The organism is Romboutsia sp. 1001285H_161024_C4, assembly GCF_015550185.1.
GTDB lineage: Bacteria > Bacillota > Clostridia > Peptostreptococcales > Peptostreptococcaceae > Romboutsia_C > Romboutsia_C hominis.
Map to the genome: position 1 here is coordinate 86490 of NZ_JADNAJ010000006.1, position 20927 is coordinate 107416.

14 protein-coding genes and 3 riboswitches are annotated in these 20927 nt (G+C 27.0%); of the genes, 3 read left to right on the forward strand and 11 right to left on the reverse strand.

The genetic code is table 11. From position 1 onward, the window contains the following. Positions 1-66 precede the first annotated feature (66 nt). The 3 genes from I1959_RS11160 to I1959_RS11170 form a co-directional block, all read right to left on the reverse strand. The gene (locus tag I1959_RS11160; protein WP_195238311.1) at positions 67-3234 is read right to left on the reverse strand and encodes a SpaA isopeptide-forming pilin-related protein; all 3168 of its coding nucleotides are present in this window, start codon (positions 3232-3234) and stop codon (positions 67-69) included. A 72-nt stretch (positions 3235-3306) separates the two neighbouring features. Further along, positions 3307-3390: riboswitch (cyclic di-GMP riboswitch) on the reverse strand. A gap of 149 nt (positions 3391-3539) precedes the next feature. Then, positions 3540-3623: riboswitch (cyclic di-GMP riboswitch) on the reverse strand. Positions 3624-3772: 149 nt separating this feature from the next. Continuing rightward, positions 3773-3855: riboswitch (cyclic di-GMP riboswitch) on the reverse strand. Between the two features lie 96 nt (positions 3856-3951). Further along, entirely contained in the window at positions 3952-5094 is a 1143-nt protein-coding gene (locus I1959_RS11165) for a tetratricopeptide repeat protein (RefSeq protein ID WP_195238314.1), read from the reverse strand. Positions 5095-5216: 122 nt separating this feature from the next. Further along, on the reverse strand, positions 5217-6974 hold the full coding sequence (locus I1959_RS11170; protein WP_166506013.1) for a B12-binding domain-containing radical SAM protein: 1758 nt from the start codon (positions 6972-6974) through the stop codon (positions 5217-5219). A gap of 163 nt (positions 6975-7137) precedes the next feature. Here I1959_RS11170 and I1959_RS11175 point away from each other — a divergent pair, with 163 nt between their 5' ends. Beyond that, positions 7138-7338: a hypothetical protein gene (locus I1959_RS11175; RefSeq protein WP_166506014.1), complete on the forward strand. Its 201-nt coding sequence runs from the start codon at positions 7138-7140 to the stop codon at positions 7336-7338. Here I1959_RS11175 and I1959_RS11180 read toward each other — a convergent pair. The 4 genes from I1959_RS11180 to I1959_RS11195 form a co-directional block, all read right to left on the reverse strand. Continuing rightward, on the reverse strand, positions 7335-8291 hold the full coding sequence (locus tag I1959_RS11180; protein ID WP_240294285.1) for a hypothetical protein: 957 nt from the start codon (positions 8289-8291) through the stop codon (positions 7335-7337). The two genes, I1959_RS11175 and I1959_RS11180, sit on opposite strands and share 4 nt — an antisense overlap. A gap of 267 nt (positions 8292-8558) precedes the next feature. Then, positions 8559-10259, reverse strand: a complete 1701-nt coding sequence (argS, locus tag I1959_RS11185; RefSeq protein ID WP_092923546.1) for an arginine--tRNA ligase — start codon at positions 10257-10259, stop codon at positions 8559-8561. Between the two features lie 167 nt (positions 10260-10426). Continuing rightward, complete coding sequence (locus tag I1959_RS11190) at positions 10427-10870, reverse strand: DUF523 domain-containing protein (RefSeq protein ID WP_092923543.1); 444 nt, start codon at positions 10868-10870, stop codon at positions 10427-10429. A gap of 97 nt (positions 10871-10967) precedes the next feature. After that, complete coding sequence (locus tag I1959_RS11195) at positions 10968-13346, reverse strand: endonuclease MutS2 (RefSeq protein ID WP_195238316.1); 2379 nt, start codon at positions 13344-13346, stop codon at positions 10968-10970. 282 nt (positions 13347-13628) lie between these two features. Between I1959_RS11195 and I1959_RS11200 the strand changes: the two genes are divergently transcribed. Next, positions 13629-15083 (forward strand): aminoacyl-histidine dipeptidase, encoded by a 1455-nt coding sequence (locus tag I1959_RS11200; protein WP_166506016.1) that lies wholly within the window; start codon positions 13629-13631, stop codon positions 15081-15083. A 181-nt stretch (positions 15084-15264) separates the two neighbouring features. On the opposite strand, the gene I1959_RS15360 is transcribed toward I1959_RS11200, so the two are convergent. The 4 genes from I1959_RS15360 to I1959_RS11220 all read right to left on the reverse strand — a co-directional run bounded on the left by I1959_RS15360 (position 15265) and on the right by I1959_RS11220 (position 19972). Next, a complete protein-coding gene (locus I1959_RS15360; protein ID WP_207733580.1) occupies positions 15265-16044 on the reverse strand; it encodes a hypothetical protein in 780 nt (259 codons plus the stop codon). A 73-nt stretch (positions 16045-16117) separates the two neighbouring features. Next, positions 16118-16510, reverse strand: coding sequence for a DUF3887 domain-containing protein (locus tag I1959_RS11210; RefSeq protein WP_195238317.1), 393 nt, complete (start codon positions 16508-16510; stop codon positions 16118-16120). 330 nt (positions 16511-16840) lie between these two features. Beyond that, complete coding sequence (locus I1959_RS11215; protein ID WP_092923521.1) at positions 16841-18274, reverse strand: potassium/proton antiporter; 1434 nt, start codon at positions 18272-18274, stop codon at positions 16841-16843. Positions 18275-18652: 378 nt separating this feature from the next. Then, a complete protein-coding gene (locus I1959_RS11220; RefSeq protein WP_195238318.1) occupies positions 18653-19972 on the reverse strand; it encodes an MATE family efflux transporter in 1320 nt (439 codons plus the stop codon). Between the two features lie 118 nt (positions 19973-20090). Here I1959_RS11220 and I1959_RS11225 point away from each other — a divergent pair, with 118 nt between their 5' ends. Beyond that, entirely contained in the window at positions 20091-20906 is an 816-nt protein-coding gene (locus tag I1959_RS11225) for a MerR family transcriptional regulator (RefSeq protein ID WP_195238319.1), read from the forward strand. Positions 20907-20927: the final 21 nt, after the last annotated feature.

Consider the following 20927-nt stretch of genomic DNA (forward strand, 5'->3'; position numbering starts at 1 on the left):
TAGTCTAAATATTCTATAAAATTAAAAAAATAGTATTAGCATAATACACTAATACTATTTTTTTATTTACTTTCTCTTGTTTATAAATACAATCCCCACTAAAGCTAATATAACTAATGCAATATATCCTATTATAGATTCTTCTCCTGTTTTAGGAGTATTAGTAGTTTTATCTAATACTTTATTATCATTATTATATTTATGCTCTAATTCCTTTGTCTTGCTATTAGTATTTTTTTCAGACACTTCATCTTTCTCATTTTCAAAAACTAATTTTACATTTTCTTTTTGATTAGGCTTTATCTCAAAATTTTGTACTTCATTTGTTAATGGGTACCCTTCTGATGATTTTGTTTCTACTGCTTTATACTTGCCTGGTTCTAGACTTACTGTAGCTGTTCCGTCTTTTCCAGTTGTTGTTGTTGTCACATTTTTTCCATCTTGTGTTTGGATTTCAAACTCTGTTCCTGGCAACATTTTACTTGGATTGTCTTTATCAACTTCCTTTATTTCTACTTCTCCATTTGTTTTTTCATCTACTACTTTATTATCATTATTATATTTATCTTCTGATTCACTTTGCTTATTATTAGTATCTTTTACAGGCAATTCTTCCCTCTTATTTTCAAAAACTAATTTTATATTTTCTTTTTGATTAGGCTTTATCTCAAAATTTTGTACTTCATTTGTTAATACATATCCTTCTGATGCTTTTGTTTCTACTGCTCTATATTCTCCCGGCTTTAAAGTTGCTCTTGCTATACCGTCTTCTCCAGTTATTATCGTTGTCACCTTTTTCCCATCTTGTGTTTGGATTTCGAACTCTGTCCCTGGTAACACCTTACTTGTATCATCTTTATCTACTTTCTTTATTTCTACTTCTCCACTTGATTTATTCTCTGATTCATTTAACTTATTGTTAATTTTTTCAGTAGGAATTTCTTGCTTCTCATTTTCAAATACTAATTTTGCATCTTCCTTTTGATTAAACTTTATTTCGAAGTTTTGTACTTCATTTGTTAATATATATCCTTTGGATGCTTTTGTTTCTACTGCTTTATACTTTCCTGGCTTTAGACTTGCTCTTGCTATTCCGTCCTTTCCAGTTATTATCGTTGTTACCTTTTGCCCATCTTGTGTTTGTATTTCAAACTCTGTTCCTGGTAACACTTTACTTGTATTATCTTTATCTACTTTCTTTATTTCTACTTCTCCATTTGTTTTCTCATTTGTTATAGTTCCTATATTTTTAACAGTTCCTATATCACTTTTTTCTATAGTAAACTTTATGTCTTTTCCATCTACTGAATATCCCTCTGGAGCTTTTACTTCTTGTAAATAATATGTTCCTACATTATCTACATCTGATTTAATTAATCCATTCTCATCACTAGTTAATTTTCCTATAACTTTCTTATTAGAATCTTTTAGATTAAATATAGCTCCACTAAGCTTACTTTCCTTATTTTCACTATCAACTTTAATAGCTTCAAAAGCATATCCCTTTTTAGTTTCAACTTTATTACTTGGATTACCATTTATTTTAGCTATATTTGATACAGTTGTTCCATCTTTTACATTGCTAAAATCAGTATATATTTTTACTTCTAAATTTTCTTTGTAATTTATTTGTCCCTTATCATTGATAATATTGACTGTATTATTTGCTTTATCTATTTTACTAGAAAAAGCATCTGGAACTTCAACTTTTACGATCTTTACGTTCGGATCTAATTTATCTACTAAATCTATATATCCCTTTTGGAATACACCAAAACTCTCAAAGTTTATAGAATATACAACACTTTGGTCATCATCTTTTTCTAATTTAGTCTTATCAACAGATTTGTGAGCATTTATAGCTCCTGCATTGTATTCATATTTAACCGTATCATCAACACTATTTCTAGTTCCATTGTATGATAACTTTGCAGTATTTGAGTATGAATCTTCAACATTTGTAATCTTCATGTCGTAACAAACAATATAGTAATCATCTACGTTTCCAAAATTTATAGTTAAATTTCCATTATTAGTGTTTATTTTATCTTTAAATTGATCTGTTACCCACTCAAAGCTTTCATCTTTATTGTATTTACCTATACTTATACTGTCCTTTAAAAGTTCCATTCCTTTAGGTGTAAAGTCATTTAAAGTTACATTTTTAAGATTTGACCTATTTTCATTAATATCTATTCTATATCTTACATTTTCGTTCATAGATGCTACATTTTTACCTTCTGAATTTTTAGCAGAGGTATAACTATACTTACTTATAACATCTTTTGCTTCATTTTTTTGTTTTAATATAACAGTACTATTTAACTTACCATCGCTTTTATTAAATACTGCTGTATTCTTATAAGAACTCAAATTTTGAGTAATCTTTGTCTTATAAGTTACAATATATTTATCTTTAATATTTCCAAAGTTTATACTAAGCCTATTAGATGATTTGCTTATATTTAAGCTATCTGTGACATCTGTTTCTGCGCTATCTCTTTCTATTTTAATTACATTTACAGAACTTGGTATAAGCTCCATTCCTTCAGGCATATTATCTGTTAATACTGCATTTGATATATTTGAAAATTTCTCATTAACATATACTCTATATTGTTGAGTTTTTCCTAGTACTGGATAATATATATTTCCTACCGTATTTCCATCTGAATCTACATGGTCATAATTATTTATAGTTTTAAGAATCTGTCTATCTATTATAGGCTCTGTTTCATTAGATGGTTTTATAGCTATTTCTATGCTAGTAACTGGTTTTCCATCAACCCATACCTCTATCTTCTGATTATCTACTTCTTCCGTTTTATCTGCATATGCTGATACATTAACATATCCTCCTATTGCATCATAAACATCATCCCCAAAAGTTGCTACTACTTTATTACCTTCCATTTGTACACTTTTAAAATGCTCTGGGGGGAATTTAAAGCTAAATCTTTCAAGCCAACTAGGCATTTCAAATTCTATAGTATCACCTGGTTTTATACTCCCTGGACCATATTTAGACTTATACTCTAGTTTAAAATTCAATTTTTCTCCAGGCTCAATCTCTTTTTTATCACATGTTATAGATACTTCTATTGTATCCCCTTGATTATCTGTCTTAACTTCTTCAGCATACGCAAAATGTGTATTAATTAACACATTTATAACCATTAGTACTGACGTAAGTATCGATATTATTTTTTTTCCTAACTTGTATTTATTTTTCAATAAATTTCACCACCCTTTTTAAATCTTTTTATTTTAAAATAAAAAAGACTATTCAAGATAATGATGATTTATTATCTGAATAGTCGGTTGCACTATTAACTCCATATACCTCAAGTGCCCATATACAAGGTATACTTCTTCATTCCTATTTTTAGCTTATATGTATTTATGCCCTTTTAATAATTTTGCTTTGTGTGCATTTATGCTATATAAAATTGTTAGCTTTCATTTGATTTTCATTAATGTCTTATCAATAAACTTTTATTTTAAAATAAAAAAGACTATTCAAGATAATAATGATTTATTATCTGAATAGTCGGTTGCACTATTAACTCCATATACCTCAAGTGCCCATATACAAGGTATACTTCTTCATTCCTATTTTTAGCTTATATGTATTTATGTCCTTTTAATTATTTTAATTTGTTCGCATTTATGCTATATAAAATTGTTAGCTTTCATTTAATTTTCATTAATGTCTTATCAATAAACTTGTATCTTAAAATAAAAAAGACTATTCGAATAATATTTAAATATTATCTGAATAGTCGGTTGCACTATTAACTCCATATACCTCAAGTGCCCATATACAAGGTATACTTCTTCGCTCCTAATTTTAACTTTTGAATATAATTATATAATCTCAGTGATTTATTATACCCTTTAATTTAGTTAAAGTCAATTTTAGATTTTTTATAGTAAATTTTAACTTATTTTTTATCTATATTTATCAAGTTCTCTTAAACATGCCACTGTAATTTCATCTTGTGGATCTAATTCATAAGCTCTTTCTATATAATATATAGCATCATCTATATCACCTTTGTTTAGATATGCCATCCCTAAATTGCATAATATTTCTGGATCTTCTTTTATTTTAGCTGCTTGTTCAAAGTGTTCTATAGCTTTATCTATATTGAACATACTAGCTTCACAAAGGCCTAGTTCAACCATTGTATCTACTTGATGTGGTTTAGTTATAAGTATTTTTTCAAAATATTTCTTAGCTTCTTCAAATTCACCCATATTTTTATAAGCTAATCCTATCATAAATAATAAGTTCCACCAATCAGGATGATCTTGTTCAAGAGGTAATAATTTTTCTAGTCCTTCTTCACATTTTCCTTGGAATACTAAATTATAACCTTCTTCATATTGAACTTTAAAGTCCATCTTTCCTATATTTTCTTGAACCTCTGCCATTAAGTCTGCATCTAACCCTAATTTTTGTGCTTCTTCCCATATAACTCTAGCCTTTAAATATTGACCTTGATTGTAGTAATGGTATCCTAAATGATAGTAAGCTAAAGCAAAGTTTTCATCTAATTGTATAACCATTTCCAACTTTTCTAAGGCTTCTAATAAAAACTTATTCATAGCTTCTTTGTCCATATCTTTTTGATACTGCTTTGCTAGTTCCTGGCAAACTATTGAATAATGATATAATCCATCTATGTCATTTGGATACATACTTATCATAGCTTTTAAGTATATTAACGAATCAGTTATCTCACCAATATCAAAGTATTTTTTAGACATATAGCCCATATATTCTTTTATATTTATATTTACTTTTTTGATAAAAGCATCTAAAAATTTTCTGTATTCTTCATTATACTTAAATTGGCTATCAATACCCATTATATATATCATAGCATCTGCTATAGACATTGTATTTATCTTATCTTGTGCTGTCTTTTCTTTTATTCCTTTAACTAATACCTCATTTTTTATAGGTACATCTAATCCACCCTTAGGTATAGTGTAACCTTCTAAGTTAAATTCTCCACCATGTTTTATAGTTATAAAAGATAATTCTTCTGTTTTCTTTAATAAATACTTTTCTATTTTAAACTTCATTTTTTCCTCCTTTGTAACTTCACATAATAATTTTTAATCTATTAATGTTTATACCCATTAAAAATTTATGTGATATGTTTTCATAATATATAATACCAATATGTAATAATTAGCATTTAATATTATATGTTAACACTATATGACTTTGACTTTTCAAAAACTTTGTTATCATCATCATAGACAAATAAAATTATATTTTTTATCTCTTTTATATCAGCATGTATATCTTCTTTTAACTTTAATATATCGAATCTAAATGGTTCAAAATGAACATATTTTATTATATGCTTAGCTGGTTTATTTTCAAACTGTGGTATATATTTTAATATGTTATCTTCATTTTGTAAGAACATATGACATCTATTTTTAAAATCTTCTACATCTTCTTTATTGAATATTTGAGGTAAATTTGAAGTTTTACCTAATGATATATAATCATACTTTAATATATCATTAAATAATTCATTTTTATCATTTATCTTATCGTTGTAGAAATCTAATAATATTTTATATAATTGATTCTTACCTTGTGCTACATCAAAATACCCATTTTCATCAAAGTAAGTTGCAAATTCTTCAAAGAATTTAAATGGACTTTGCTCATAATAATTATGTATTATGTATCTCATTGACAATACAAAGTTTTTAGAGTTATAGTATCTTTCTAGTATTTCTTCTATATCTTTTAACTTTATCATTTCGCTATAACTTATATAATCATTATATAATACTTCATATGGTGTATAATCTTTGTATCTATATCCATGTTCTTTTGCAGTATTTCTTATACCAGTTCCTTTTATCATCTTTAAGAACCCTAATTGTATATGCTCTATACCTAAATTAAATACATCATTAAATGAATTTTCAAAGCTTGCATAATCTTCATATGGAAGTCCCGCTATTAAATCTAAATGTTGATGTATATTTCTATACGATGCTACTTTTTTAACTGCATAAGATAATTTTTCAAAATCATCTCTTCTTCCAACTGCATCAAGAGTTTTCTGGTTTGTACTTTGTACTCCTATTTCAAATTGGAATAACCCTTCTTTGCAATCTTTTAAGAAGTTTAATGTTTCCTCATCTAATAAGTGTGCTGTGACTTCAAAATGATATGTTGTATAACCATTGTCATTTTCCATAAGGAAATTCATTATTTCTTGTGCAAACTTCTTGTTAGCATTGAAAGTTCTGTCTATAAACTTTATTTGAGATACCCTTGCATCTATTAATGCCTTTAAATCTTTTTTTACTCTATCTATACTAAAATATCTTAATCCTTCAAGTGTTGAAGATAAGCAGTATTGGCAATTAAAAGGACACCCTCTAGATGTTTCATAGTAAACAATTCTATTTTCATATTCTGCTGGATTTAAATGATCATAAGGACTAGGTATTTCATCTAGATTTTGTAATAATTCCTTAGGTTTAGTTACAACTATCTCATCGTTATTTCTATAAACTATACCTTCTACATCTTCTAAAGATTTTTGTCCTTTTAGATACATTACCAAATCTCTAAAAACTAATTCTCCCTCTCCATAAAGTATATAGTCTACAAATGAGTGCTTTTCCATAAAGCTTTCGCTATCATAAGTTACCTCTGGCCCACCTAGAGCTATCTTTATACTTGGCTTTACTTTCTTTATATTATGGCATAATCTAACTATATCGTTTACGTTCCATATATAAGTTGAAAATAGTATTACATCATAATCATGTTTGTGTATATCTTTTAATATATAATCTAAATCATTATTTATTGTATATTCTTTTAAATCTACTTCTACTAAGTCTTTTACAAACTCTTTTAAATATCTTATTGCTAAATTTGTATGTATAAATTTTGAATTTAACGTTGTTAATAAAATTTTCAATTATTTCACCTCTTTTTTCATTTATGCTATGATTTTCTGTACATTTTAGGTTAAAATACTATATGTAGTATATTATCATTTTTTTCTTTAATAGAAGGTTTTTTAAACCTTTTTGTAGAATAATAGTATCATAATTATATCTAATTTAGAAAGGAAGTTTTTTATGGAATTAATCGATCAAGTATCTATCAATGCCTTATCAAAAAGGGACTTATTGCTTATTATAAAAGCCTTAGAGTATACAAATGAAAATACTGGACTTAATGAATTTATAGATTTAAGAAACAGTATAATAAAAGAACTATGCTTTTTAACTAACACTAGCGAAGAAGATTTTGTTAATTACCTAGAAAATACTAACTAAGATTTTTTAAATTTAAGATTATATATTCCTGATTTAGCTTTGACTCCTATCTCAAGAATATCATTTTTAAAATCTTTTTTTATAATTTCAATTTGATTAAATATCGGATCTATAGTAATTTCCCCTACTTCTAATTTAATTAGGGATCTTGGATCTACACGATTATTATAAATCTTTTTGTTAATTATATATTTTCTTAGTTTAATTACATATTCAGCCATTGATAAGGTGAAGTCTATATTGTTTATATTTAAATTCTCTTCGAAGTTTAGTATAGATAGTATAGATTTTTTTATACTTAATATTCCATTATCACTTATTTCCCTATCTTCAATATATATATCATACAATACATTTAACATATTTATTAATACTTTATCTTCTTCGTATTCATATACTTTTAAATCTATATACTTGTCTATTATTTGTATTGCTTTAATTCGTTCCATTTGAAACTTAACTACTTGAGATTTATCTAATTCCATTGTAAATCCTATAATTTTTTCTTTTGCACTTTGCAATAATTCTTCATATTCTACATTTTTATTTTCTATTAATTTATGGATTATAATATTATAGCAAATAGCACTTAATATATACTCATATGTATTTTCTTCTATTTTAAGAAACCTTATATACTTACTCACTAAATCAATAACAACTTCTTCACTTTTATCTGCGTTTGTGTTTGAAAGTATTACTGGAAGTAATATATTTATTATATTTTTACTACTTAACTTCTCTCCATAAAATTTATAGTATATTAATTCATCTCTTAGTCTATTGCTATCTATATATACATATCTCTGTATTTTATCATCAATAAGACATTTTGTATTTATTATTATTAAATCTTTTAATGATTTGTCATTCATTTCAAATGCTGATATATATGCATTTTTTATATTATTTTCTATTGTAGTATTAGCTATCATACTCTTAACCTTTCTCATATGAAACTCTATATTACTTTATTGTTATCATCTATTATACTTAATATACTTTGCTTTGACTAACCAAAAAAAAGAGACAGTTTTTCACTGCCATTTTAAAACTTAATTATATTTAATAAACTATATAAATTATTACTAATTATATTTTTACATAAATTTAAAATAAATATATTAGAAAATATTATAGTGGTAACTAGAACCAATAGTTTTAGCTACCACTGTATATTATATCTAAATTATAATATTAATTTTTAATCAATATTATAATTACATTCTTTCTGGTGCATGCATACCTAATAACTTAAGAGCATTCTCTATTGTTTGTCTAGTAGCAGCAACTAAAGCAAGTCTTGCTTTTCTTAATTCAACATCTTCAACTAATATGGCATTGTCATGGTAAAATTTATTGAATGCTTGTGCTAAATCTAATACAAATCTAGTTATTATGTGTGGTTCATTCTTTCTTAAAGCATTAAGTATAGACTTGTTGAAAGATGCTATAACCTTTAATACTTCTGAACTATCTTCATCATTTAATAATTCATAATTTATATCTGTAGTTATTTCTTCATTAGCTTTTCTTAAAACTGCACAACATCTTGCATGAGTATATTGAACGTATGGTCCAGTTTCTCCATCAAAGCTTAAAGTTCTTTCCCATGAGAATGTATAATCTTTTATTCTGCTGTTAGATAGCTCTTGGAACACAACAGCTCCAACACCTACTTGCTTAGCTATTTCATCAACATTTAATGCATTAGGATTTTTAGCTAACATTGTTTCTTTTGTTTTTTCTATAGCTTGCTTTAATACGTCTTCTAAGAATACTACTCTACCTTTTCTTGTAGACATTGTTCCATTTTCTAAAGCAACCATACCAAATGGTACATGTACCATATCTTTAGCCCATTCAAATCCAACTAATTCTAGAACTTTGAATAATTGTTGGAAATGTAAGCTTTGTTGAGAACCAACTACATATATACACTTGTCGAAATCATAATTATTCTTTCTATAAACTGCAGCTGCTAAGTCTCTAGTCATGTATAATGTTGAACCATCATTTTTAGTTATAAGAGCTGGTGGCATATTGAATTCTTCTAACTCAACAACATTTGTTCCTTGAGATTCTTTTAATAATCCTTTTTCTTTTATAGTTTCTATTACTGAGTCCATTTTGTCAGAGTAGAAACTTTCTCCATTATATGAATCAAACTCTATATCTAATAAGTCATAAACTCTAGCAAATTCTTTTAAACTTTCATCTCTGAACCATTGCCATAATGCTTTAGCTTCAGCATCTCCATTTTCTAATTTAGTGAACCAAGCTCTTGCCTCATCTTCCATCTCTGGGTGCTTTTCAGCTTCATCATGGAATTGTATGTATAATTTTAATAATTCTGGTATTGGGTTGGCTTCTACAGCTTCTTTACTACCCCATAATTTGAAAGCCACTATTAACTTACCAAATTGAGTTCCGTAGTCTCCTAAGTGATTTATTCTTACTGTATTGTATCCTTGAGAATCATATATTTTGTATAAAGAATTTCCTATAACAGTAGTTCTTATATGCCCTATATGGAATGGCTTAGCGATATTTGGAGATGAGAAGTCTATTACAACTGTCTTATCCTTTCCTAAATCACTGTGTCCGTACTTTTCTTTTTGAGTTAAAACATCATTTATAACATTTTTAGCTAATTGAGATTTGTCAACGAAGAAGTTAACATATCCTCCTAAAGGTAATACCTTAGATATTGCTCCTTTAGCTTCTATTTTTTCTGCTAATTCTGCCGCTATCATATTTGGAGCTTTTCTAAATACTTTTGCTAATTTAAAGCAAGGAAATGCATAATCTCCCATTTCTTTGTTTGGTGGTACTTCTATAAGACCAACTATTTCTTCTAATGTTAAATCTTCTATGTTTTCTTTTAAGCAGTTTGCTATTTCTATCTTAAAATCTTGCATTATATTTCTCCTCTCATATTCTTATTATTTTATGGTAAATCAATTTATGAGTTTTTTCAAGTTATTTGGTTTATTTATTAACTATATTTTAGCAATATTCTTATTTATAATACAATTTTGTATAAGTTAATTATTCCATTTAAATTTAAAATAAAAATTTACTTTACTTATAGTTCTTTTTCACTTATTACTTTTATTCCATTTTCTATTAATAATGCAGCAGTAACTCCTAAGCCGTCCTTCTTTTTACCTGCAAAACTTCCATCATATATATAACTTGAACCACAAGATGGACTTCCATCTTTTAATATAGCCTCTTTGCAGTTATATAATTTAGCTATTTTTAAAGCTTCATCTGCTCCATTTCTAAACTTTTTAGTTACATCCAATCTTTGCTTATTAATTACACTTGCTTTTCCTTTTATAACATCATATCCATCTAGTTTAACTATTTCTGAAGGTTCTCTTGGTGTGCTCATTCCTCCTAATTGTTCTGGACACACTATTATAAACTCTTTACCTTCTAAGAACTTTTTTACATTTTCATTTTTATTATTTTCTCCATTGTACTTACAATTTATTCCAAGTAAGCATGCTGATACTAAAATCATATTGTACCACCTTATATATATTACTTTTATAAAAAATTTACTATATAGCAAAATTATATATTTTAAACATCTAACGATATAGTGAACAAATCATTTTTTATTTTAGATTTACGATAGTAACTCCAGCTCCACCTTCTCCATATTGTCCAGCTCTTTGAGACTTAACATGTCTATTTCTCTTTAATACATCTTGTAGTCCAGATTTTAATACTCCAGTTCCTACGCCATGTATAACAGTTACCATTTCAAGGCCAGCTACATAAGCATCATCTAAATATTTTTCAACTTCCATTATAGCCTCTTCTAAATTCATACCTCTTAAATCTACTTCGCTTTTTACTCTTCCTGATTTAGCTTTTATTATACTTCTTGTTGATTTAGTGATTGTTGTTTTAGGGTCTTTTTTAACTTTTTGAAGAGACTTAAACGGTAGATTCATCTTCATTATTCCTATTTGAACAACAGCTTCTTTTTTATTGTTATCAACTGAAACAACGCTACCTTGTTGATTTAAAGTTATAACTTTTACTTCTTCCCCAACTTTTAAGTCTTTTACTTCTTTACTTGATACTTTAGGAACAATCATGCTCTTAACAGTTGGTTGAAGACTTCCCATTGAACTAGATATTTCTTTTCTAAGCGCCTCTATCCTTTGATTCTTTTCTTTAGATGCTCTTTCTTTTTCTAGTTCTCTAAGTTCTTTTACTATTAAATCTACTTCTTCTTTTGCTTGTCTTGTTATTCTAAAGGCTTCTTGTCTTGCTCTTTCCATTATCTTTTCTTTTTGTTCACTCATTTTCGCAAGCTTTTCATCGTACTCAGCCTTTAGCTTTTCTATTTCTGACTTTAATTTTTCGGCTTCTTCTCTATCTTCTTCAGCTTTAATTCTATTTTTCTCTACATTTTGAAGCACATCTTCTATTGCTATATTATCACTATCTATAAACTCTCTAGCTCTACTTATTACATAATCACTTAGCCCTAACTTTCTAGAAATCTCAAAGGCATTTGATTTCCCTGGAACACCTATAAGTAATCTATACGTAGGACTTAAAGTTTCTAAGTCAAAATCAACAGCTGCATTTTCAACACCTTCTTTAGTAAGTGCATAGTTCTTTAATTCACTATAGTGTGTTGTAGCTATACATTTAGCTCCAATGCTTTTTACATCTTCAAGTATAGCTATTGCAAGAGCCGCTCCTTCTATTGGGTCAGTTCCAGCTCCAAGCTCGTCAAATATTACTAAAGAGTCTTCTGTTACTTCTTTTAATATAGATACTATATTTGTCATATGAGATGAAAATGTAGATAAGCTTTGCTCTATACTTTGCTCATCACCAATATCTGCAAATACATTATCATATACACACATACTACTTCCAAAATCAGCAGGTATGTGAAGTCCACTTTGATTCATAAGTGCAAATAAACCAACAGTTTTGATAGTTACAGTTTTACCACCTGTATTAGGTCCTGTTATAAGTAATGTATGGAATTCTCTCCCTAAATAAATTGAGTTTGGAACAACAGTATCTTTATCTAGTAATGGATGTCTTCCCTTTTTTATATTTATAAATTTATCTTCATTTAAAGTAGGTTCTATACCTCTCATTTGTATAGATAATTTTCCCTTAGCAAAAGCAAAGTCTAATCTTCCTAATATCTCTTGGTTAGCTAATAGTTCATTACTTATTTCTCCTACCTTAGAAGATAATTCTGCTAATATTTTTTCTATCTCTTCTTTTTCTTGAAGTCTTAATTGCCTTAATTCATTATTCATATCAACTATACTCATAGGCTCTATAAATAATGTTGCTCCAGATGATGATTGATCATGGACAATACCAGCTACTTGTGATCTATATTCAGCTTTTACTGGCACAACAAATCTATCTCCTCTTACAGATATAATTGCATCTTGTAAGTACTTTTGATATGTAGTTGAAGATATTATTGAGTTTAACTTAGATCTTATAGATTGATTCTTTTGCACTATTCTTCTTCTTATATTTCTAAGCTCACTAGATGCATTATCAGATATTTCTACCTCACTTATTATTGCATTGAAAATTTCTTCTTCTAAATCTCTATATGTGTATAAAGAATTTGATAGGGATTGTATTATTGGGTAGTTAAAATCTTCTTCTTCACTAGATGCTAAATTATTACTAAGCATTCTGGCTACTCTTAAAGTATTTCCTATCATTAGTAAGCTACCTGGGTCTAATGCTGCCCCTACACTTGCTCTCTTTACCTTATCTTCTATATCGTATATTCCCTGTAATCCAACAAAACCTCTTTTTATAAGTATGGCTTGTGCCTCACTTGTTTCCTCTAATCTTGACTTAACTTCATTAAAGTCAGAACTTGGTGTTAGTTTTTCTATGTATCTCATACCTAATGAAGATGATGCTTTGCTTTTCAATAGGTCTATTATTTTATCAAATTCTAAAACCTTTAGTGCTTTTGAATTCATTATTTCCTCCTTGAATCTATATCTATATAATTACGTTTATTTTATGTATATTTGTATTATACTATTTGTATAGCTAACTAATATTATACATAAATATAGTTGTTTATAATAGGATAAAAACTGTATTTTACTATATATATAAACTTATTAGTTTCAAAACTAACTATTTATTTTGGAATATATTAGATTTAGTGTTATAATATAATTATATTATTTAAGTTTCATGCTTTTTACTTAGCATATACTTAAATATTTAATTTCATCTAAAAGGAGTGAATACTTATGGAAAACGTATTAAAAGGTTTAAATCCAGAGCTTGTTTTTAATTATTTTGAAGAGATATCTCAGATACCTCGTGGTTCTGGAAATGAAAAAGCTATAAGTGATTATCTAAAAAAATTTGGTGAAGACTTAGGCTTAGAAACTATCCAAGATGATGCGTTAAATATCATAATAAGAAAACCTGCTACAAAAGGATATGAAAACTGTCCAGGTGTTATACTTCAAGGTCATATGGATATGGTTTGTGAAAAAAATAAAAACACAGAACATGACTTTACTAAAGACCCAATAAAATTAAGAATAGAAGATGACATGATATATGCTACAGGAACTACTCTTGGTGCTGATAACGGTATAGCTGTTGCTATGGGTATGGCTGTACTTGCATCTAATGATTTAGCACATCCTCAAATAGAAGTTTTAATAACTTCAGATGAAGAGGCTGGAATGAGTGGAGCTATGGCTCTTGACGGTTCTAATCTTAAAGGACAATACATAATAAACCTTGATTCAGAAGAAGAAGGTTTCTTACTTGTAAGTTGTGCTGGTGGGGTTACTGCTCACTCTAAATTAAATGCTGAGTTTACCAATGTAGATGCTAACAAACAAGCTCTACTAGTTGATATAAAAGGACTTCTTGGTGGACACTCAGGAATGGATATAATAAAACAAAGAGCTAACTCTAATATATTAATGGGAAGACTTTTAAACTCATTATGTGTTGACTTTGACTTAGCAAAAGTTGAAGGTGGTTCTAAAAACAATGCTATACCTCGTGAGTGCGAAGCTGTTATAGTAGTTGATAAGAATGATGTAGAAAAAGCTATGGCATGTATAAAAGAAATGGAAAACACTTTCATACATGAATTTGCTTCTTCTGATCCTGACATAGTTGTAGAATGTAAAGAAACTACTGTTGAAAAGGTTCTTACTAATGATTGTAAAAATAATGTAATAAGAACTTTAAACTTAATACCTAATGGAATCCAAACTATGAGTATGGATATAGAAGGACTTGTTGAAAGTTCTACTAACTTAGGTGTTGTTAGAACTCTTGAAAATGAAGTAACTTTTGAATGTGCTGTTAGAAGTTCAGTTACTTCTTTAAAAGAAAATATAACTAATAAAATGAACTTATTATCTCAAACTTTAGGTGGAGAATTTACTTTAGAAAGTGATTACCCAGCATGGGAATATGCTAAAGGTTCTAAATTAGAAGATATATGTGTCCATACTTATGAAAAATTAAATGGTAAAAAGCCTATTATAAAAGCTTTACATGCTGGTCTTGAATGTGGATTATTATTAGACAAAATGCCTCATGCACAAGCTATATCTTTTGGACCTAACATGTTTGAAGTTCATACACCAAATGAGCATTTAAGTATATCTTCAACTACTCGTACTTGGGAATACTTAGTTGCTATATTAAAATCAATGAATGAACATAACTAAGGTTAGCTTCTTGTTAAATATAAAATAAGTAGGGAATTTTCCCTACTTATTTTATATTTAATCTAAAACTTTTATGAATTTATAAACTTCATTCTTTTCTATATTACTCAAATTAGTATATGATTTTATATATCCCATAAATTTCCCCTTTTGTTTCAATTCCTCATCTTTCGTTTTTAATCTATTTAACCTTATATTTATTATAAATACATCTATAACAAAGTACCATTCCTACTATCATAAATGGAGATAGTATAGCAATAGCTATACTTCCTACCATAGAGCCAAGTAATGGTATCAATAAAAATGATAATCCATATGAAATCCACATAATTCCATTTGCCCTATTATATGCTTTTATATTACTTATTTCTTCTGATTTAACTGTAGTCCCTGCCCAAAAGTGCATAGGAGTTTTTCTTTTAAATGAATATATTCCTATTCCTACAAAAATTAAAACTGCAGGCATTATTGATATAGCTATTACTATATCATCTTTTTGAGTATAGCTTGTTTGGCTAGACTTAAAATTGTTGCATTTAACCGAATTTGTGCTACTTTTTAAATTATACTTTTTTATTAATTGATTATATGTTTCTATTGTTTTATTACTATCTTTATCATTGTATATTAAGGTTTTATTACTTGTTGTGATTTTTATATATGGTTTGCTATTACGATATACATATAGCTTCCCCTTTTCATCTCCGTCTATTTGGAAAGTTCCCCTTAAATATGTTTCTGTGCTAGTGCCTTTTATTTTATTTCCTATAGGAATGTCATCTAATAGCTCTACTGCTTTAATATCCTTTATATATATGTTATCTATTTTTATCCTTATTTTATCTTCTTCAAAATGCATTTTATGAGGACTATAGTCTATATTAAAAAATATAATTAAACCTATAATTACAACTATCATTATCCCAAAGACTATCTTTTCATATTTATTAGAAAACATAATATACCCCCTTATATAAGTAAAGATATATAAGTTAACATGTTAAAGCCAACTTATATATCTTTTATATACATTACTTCATATATAACCCCTCTAGCTTCATATCTTCATTATAAGTGATTGTAAACTGTGCTTTCCCATTATCAAATTCCACAACTTCTACTACAGTAACTAAATCTTCATTACCTATTAATTCTTCTTTGTTAATAGATTTAAATTTACCTAGTTTATCTATCATAGGTTGTAATGATTCTTTTAATTGCTCTGCACTTATTTTAGCTTTCAAATTATCGCTCATTTTATCTACAACTTTATCATATTCTTCATCGCAAAGCATATTAACTATTCCTTGAACATCTTTTTTTAAAACTTCTTCATCATAAACATCACTTAACTTTGAAGTAGTACATCCCCCTAGTACAACTCCTGTTAAAAATACTAATAATAGCATTTTTATTTTTTTCATAACACATCCCCCTTATTTTATTAGTATTGCAATATTTTTCGTTTGGTAGTTTATTTAATTTTATTATAATTCCTAATACATTTGATAATCAAATAAATATACATAGGATACAATAGATTATACTTATATTACATTTTAAATCTCTTTTTCTATTAATAAAAATTTATTACGAGCAAAAAAATAGGGGCATATACCCCTATCAAATTATTTATTATTTAATAAAGAATTTAAATATAATCCTAAAATTCTTTCCCTATATTAACAAAAAACTATTTTTCGAACGATATTTAAATATATCCTGTAGCATAAATTTACTTATATACATAAATATTAATTGCTTTTACATAATAAGTCATTCAATACCTCAAAATCATTTCCAGCTATAACTAACACATCTTGAGGAAGAATTTGAGTAGATCCATTTGGAATCAATACTTCCTTGTTACGCTTTATCATTACGATAAGTATATCCTCTGGTATATTTGAATCCATTATAGCTTTATTTGCAATGCCACTATTATTTTGAACCGTTATTTCTAATAAATTTGTACCTATCTCTTCCCTGTAATCATTGAATGTCTTTAATACTGGAGACTTATCATCAATTAAGTCGAGCTTTTTAGCTACTGTAGGTAAAAGTGTACCTTGTATCGCAACAGAGAACAAAGCAACAAAAAATACTATATGGAAAATATCACTTTCAACAGGAACTCCATAAGTTACTGCATATATTGCAAAAACTATTGAAGCAGCACCTCTAAGACCTACCCAAGATACAAAAGCTTGTTGCTTTAAAGGAATTTTAAACCAACTTAGTATGCTAAAAATTGCTATTGGTCTTGCTATACAAATCATAAATATAGATATGGAAATACCTTTTATCATTACAGAAGGTATTTGCGATGGGAATGATAGCAGTCCTAATATGAAAAATAACATTATTTGCATAATCCATGAAATTCCATCAAAAAATTGGAACATACTTTTTTTATGTGGTATCTTACTGTTACCTATCATAATACCAGTCATATATACAGATAAATATCCATTTCCACCAAAATGCTCACTTAAAGCATAAGATAGTACTGCTATTCCCATAACAAATATAGGATAAAATCCATCTATTTCAAACTTGGTATTTCTTAATAAATAAATTGTAAGCTTACCTAATAAAACAGCCGATAAAATTCCAACTACAACTTGATTTAAAAGCATTGGTATTATGGTATCATATCCTTTATCTGCCATTAATCCTAAAATAATTATAGTCAACATATATGCTAAAGGGTCATTGCTTCCACTTTCAATCTCTAATATTGAAGCAATAGATCCCTTTAAGTTTAACTTTTGAGAACGTAATATTGCGAAAACTGATGCCGCATCTGTAGATGCAACTATCGATCCTATAAGTAATCCTTCTAATAAAGAAGTATCAAATACCTTAAAGCAAAATATTCCTGTTAAACCAGCAGTTATAACAACACCTACTGTTGATAGAAGTATTGATGGAACAGCAACTGGTTTTGCCATATCCCAACTAGTACCAAATCCTCCATAGAACATTATAAAAACTAATCCTATAGAACATATCTGTCTTGTTAATTCATAGTTATCAAAATATATTCCAACAATACCATCAGATCCAGTCAACATTCCTAATCCTATAAAAATTAGAAGAATTGGGACTCCAAATTTATATAAAATTTTACTTGATGTTATACATATTAATAGAACTAATGAACACATAATCATTAAGTTTATCAAATAATTATTACCTCCTTTATTATAATTAATTAAGTTTAGTGAATTTAAATTTAAGGTTTTAGAATTTTTATAGGCAGGATTTTAAATAATACTGGAATTATATTTAAAAACTTTATTTTTTATCTTACTGTTGTTATATAATTATTTTATGTTAAATTTATTCTTTTATGTTAGGTTCGATTTCTTATCCTTAAGTTTAAAATAACATAAAATTCTATACTTTGTATATGTTTTTTGTGTTAAATATTTGTTAAATAAATATTCTAATTTTCTACTATTATTTTAAGATATTTTATTTAACAAAAAAGATAGTAATTGATTACTATCTTTTTTATAATTTATTAAATTGTTTAAATCAATATAATTTACACTTTATAACTAAAAAATATCAATTCCTTTTTTCTTGTAAAATGTAATAGAGAAAAATATAGTTAAAAATTCTGCTATCGGTATAGCTAACCATATACCATTTACACCTATAATTTTAGGTAATATAACTATTGTTGCTACAACAAATATAAGCGACCTAAATCCAGATATTATTGCAGATATATGACCATTTCCTATAGCAGTAAAATAACCCGACACAAATATATTAATTCCAATTAATAAAAATCCATATGAAAATAGCTTTATACCCTCAGTTGCTATATTGTATACTTCTATATCTTTTGTAAATAATCCTATTATGTCTTTTCCTAAAAACATTGATATTATAAATATAACAATCGAACTCCATCCGATAGTTACAAAGCTATGTTTTAAACTTTCTTTTACTTTTTCTTTATTTTTAGCTCCAAAATTATAACTAATCATTGGAGATATTCCAACTGCGATTCCAAAGTACACCGCTATAAAGAAGTAATACATGTAGATTATAATAGACATTGCTGCTATACCATTTTCTCCACTAAATACTAATATACTTTTATTAAATAAAAATGTAGTTATACCTGTTGATAATTCTGTAAACATCTCAGAGCTTCCATTATAACAAGAATTAAATAAGGCTATAAAGTTAGCCTTAGGTTTTATAAACGTTAAATTAGATTTACTTCCAACAAAGTATATTAATCCTATTATTCCTGATATAGTTATTGATATGTATGTTCCTAGCCCAGCTCCTAAGATTCCCATATTAAATATAACTATAAATAAAAAATCAAAAACTATATTAAGAATTAAACCTAAACTAGACATAATAAGTGCTACTTTTGGGCTACCATCTACCCGAGCATAATATTCAAAATATAGCTTAAACATCATAGGAATAGTCATTAATACAGTTACTAATCCATAAGTTTTTGCATAAGGTAGTAATCTTTCTGTTGTCCCTAAAAACATTAAAATTGGTTCTAGAAATATTGTACTTAATATAGTAAATACTATTCCTATAACTAATAATACTAATGTTATAAAAGAAAATAGTTGATTTGCTCCTTCTTCATCTTTTTCCCCCATTTTTATACCAACTAAGGCTCCTGAACCCGTTGCTAACATTACTGATATACCAAATACAATACATGTTATTGGTATAACAATATTTATTGATGCTAATGCATCTGAATTTACAAATCTAGATACAAAAAATCCATCTATAGTTGTATAAAATGATAAAAATATCATTGTTGTAATTGAAGGCAATAAATACCTTAAAAATTCTTTATAACTTTGCTTTTTTGAAAATACAGCTTCCATTTAATTTCCTTTCTTTTTTACTATTTATATTTCTTGACATTAATAATTGTGAAGGATATAGTAACTATATTATCAATAAAAAAATTCCAATAAAAATATAAATATTTGGGGTGATATTATGAATATGAAGTTTACAGTTGGAGAGCTCGCTAAACTACATGGTATAAGTAAACAAACATTGATTTATTATGATAATATTGATTTATTCAAGCCTAATATTGTAGATAAAAATAATGGATATAGATACTATACTTCTGACCAATTAGAAGTATTAGATAGTATATTGCTTTTAAGAGAAATTGGAATCTCTATAAAAGATATAAAGAATTTTTTAATCAAAAGAGATGATAATAAAGCTTTAGCCCTTTTAAAAAATCAGAAACTTAAATTAAATCAACAATTGAAAAGTATACAAAAAACTATAAAAAGGTTAGAAAATAAAATAGATATAATAGAAAATTTAGACCTCCAAGAAAATGAAATCTTATTTAGTGAAATGGATTTAGAATATCTTGTTATTGAAAAAGTTGATTTTCCTTTTCAACTTTTACAAACAGACATAGCTCTTAAGAAATTGCTTAAAACTGCCAATGAAAAAAATTATCCCTACAACTATCAGTTAGGTACTATTATTTCACGTGAAAATTTATTTTCAAAACAATACACATCGGCTTCTTACGTTTTTTTGCCTCTTTATAAACACTTTAAAAGTAAAGATGTTATTGAAAAAACTAAAAGTATTTATGCTGTAACCTTGCACAAAGGTGAATATTGTGAGATTGTAAAAACATATGATAATTTAATAGATACTATAGTTAAAAATAATTACGAAATAATAGGTCCATCCTTTGAGTATTGTATATTAGATAGTTTAACTTCTTATACTTCAAAAGATTATATAACTAAAATTACAATTCCTGTAAGACGCCTTTAAATTTCATTTAGTTATGTAACT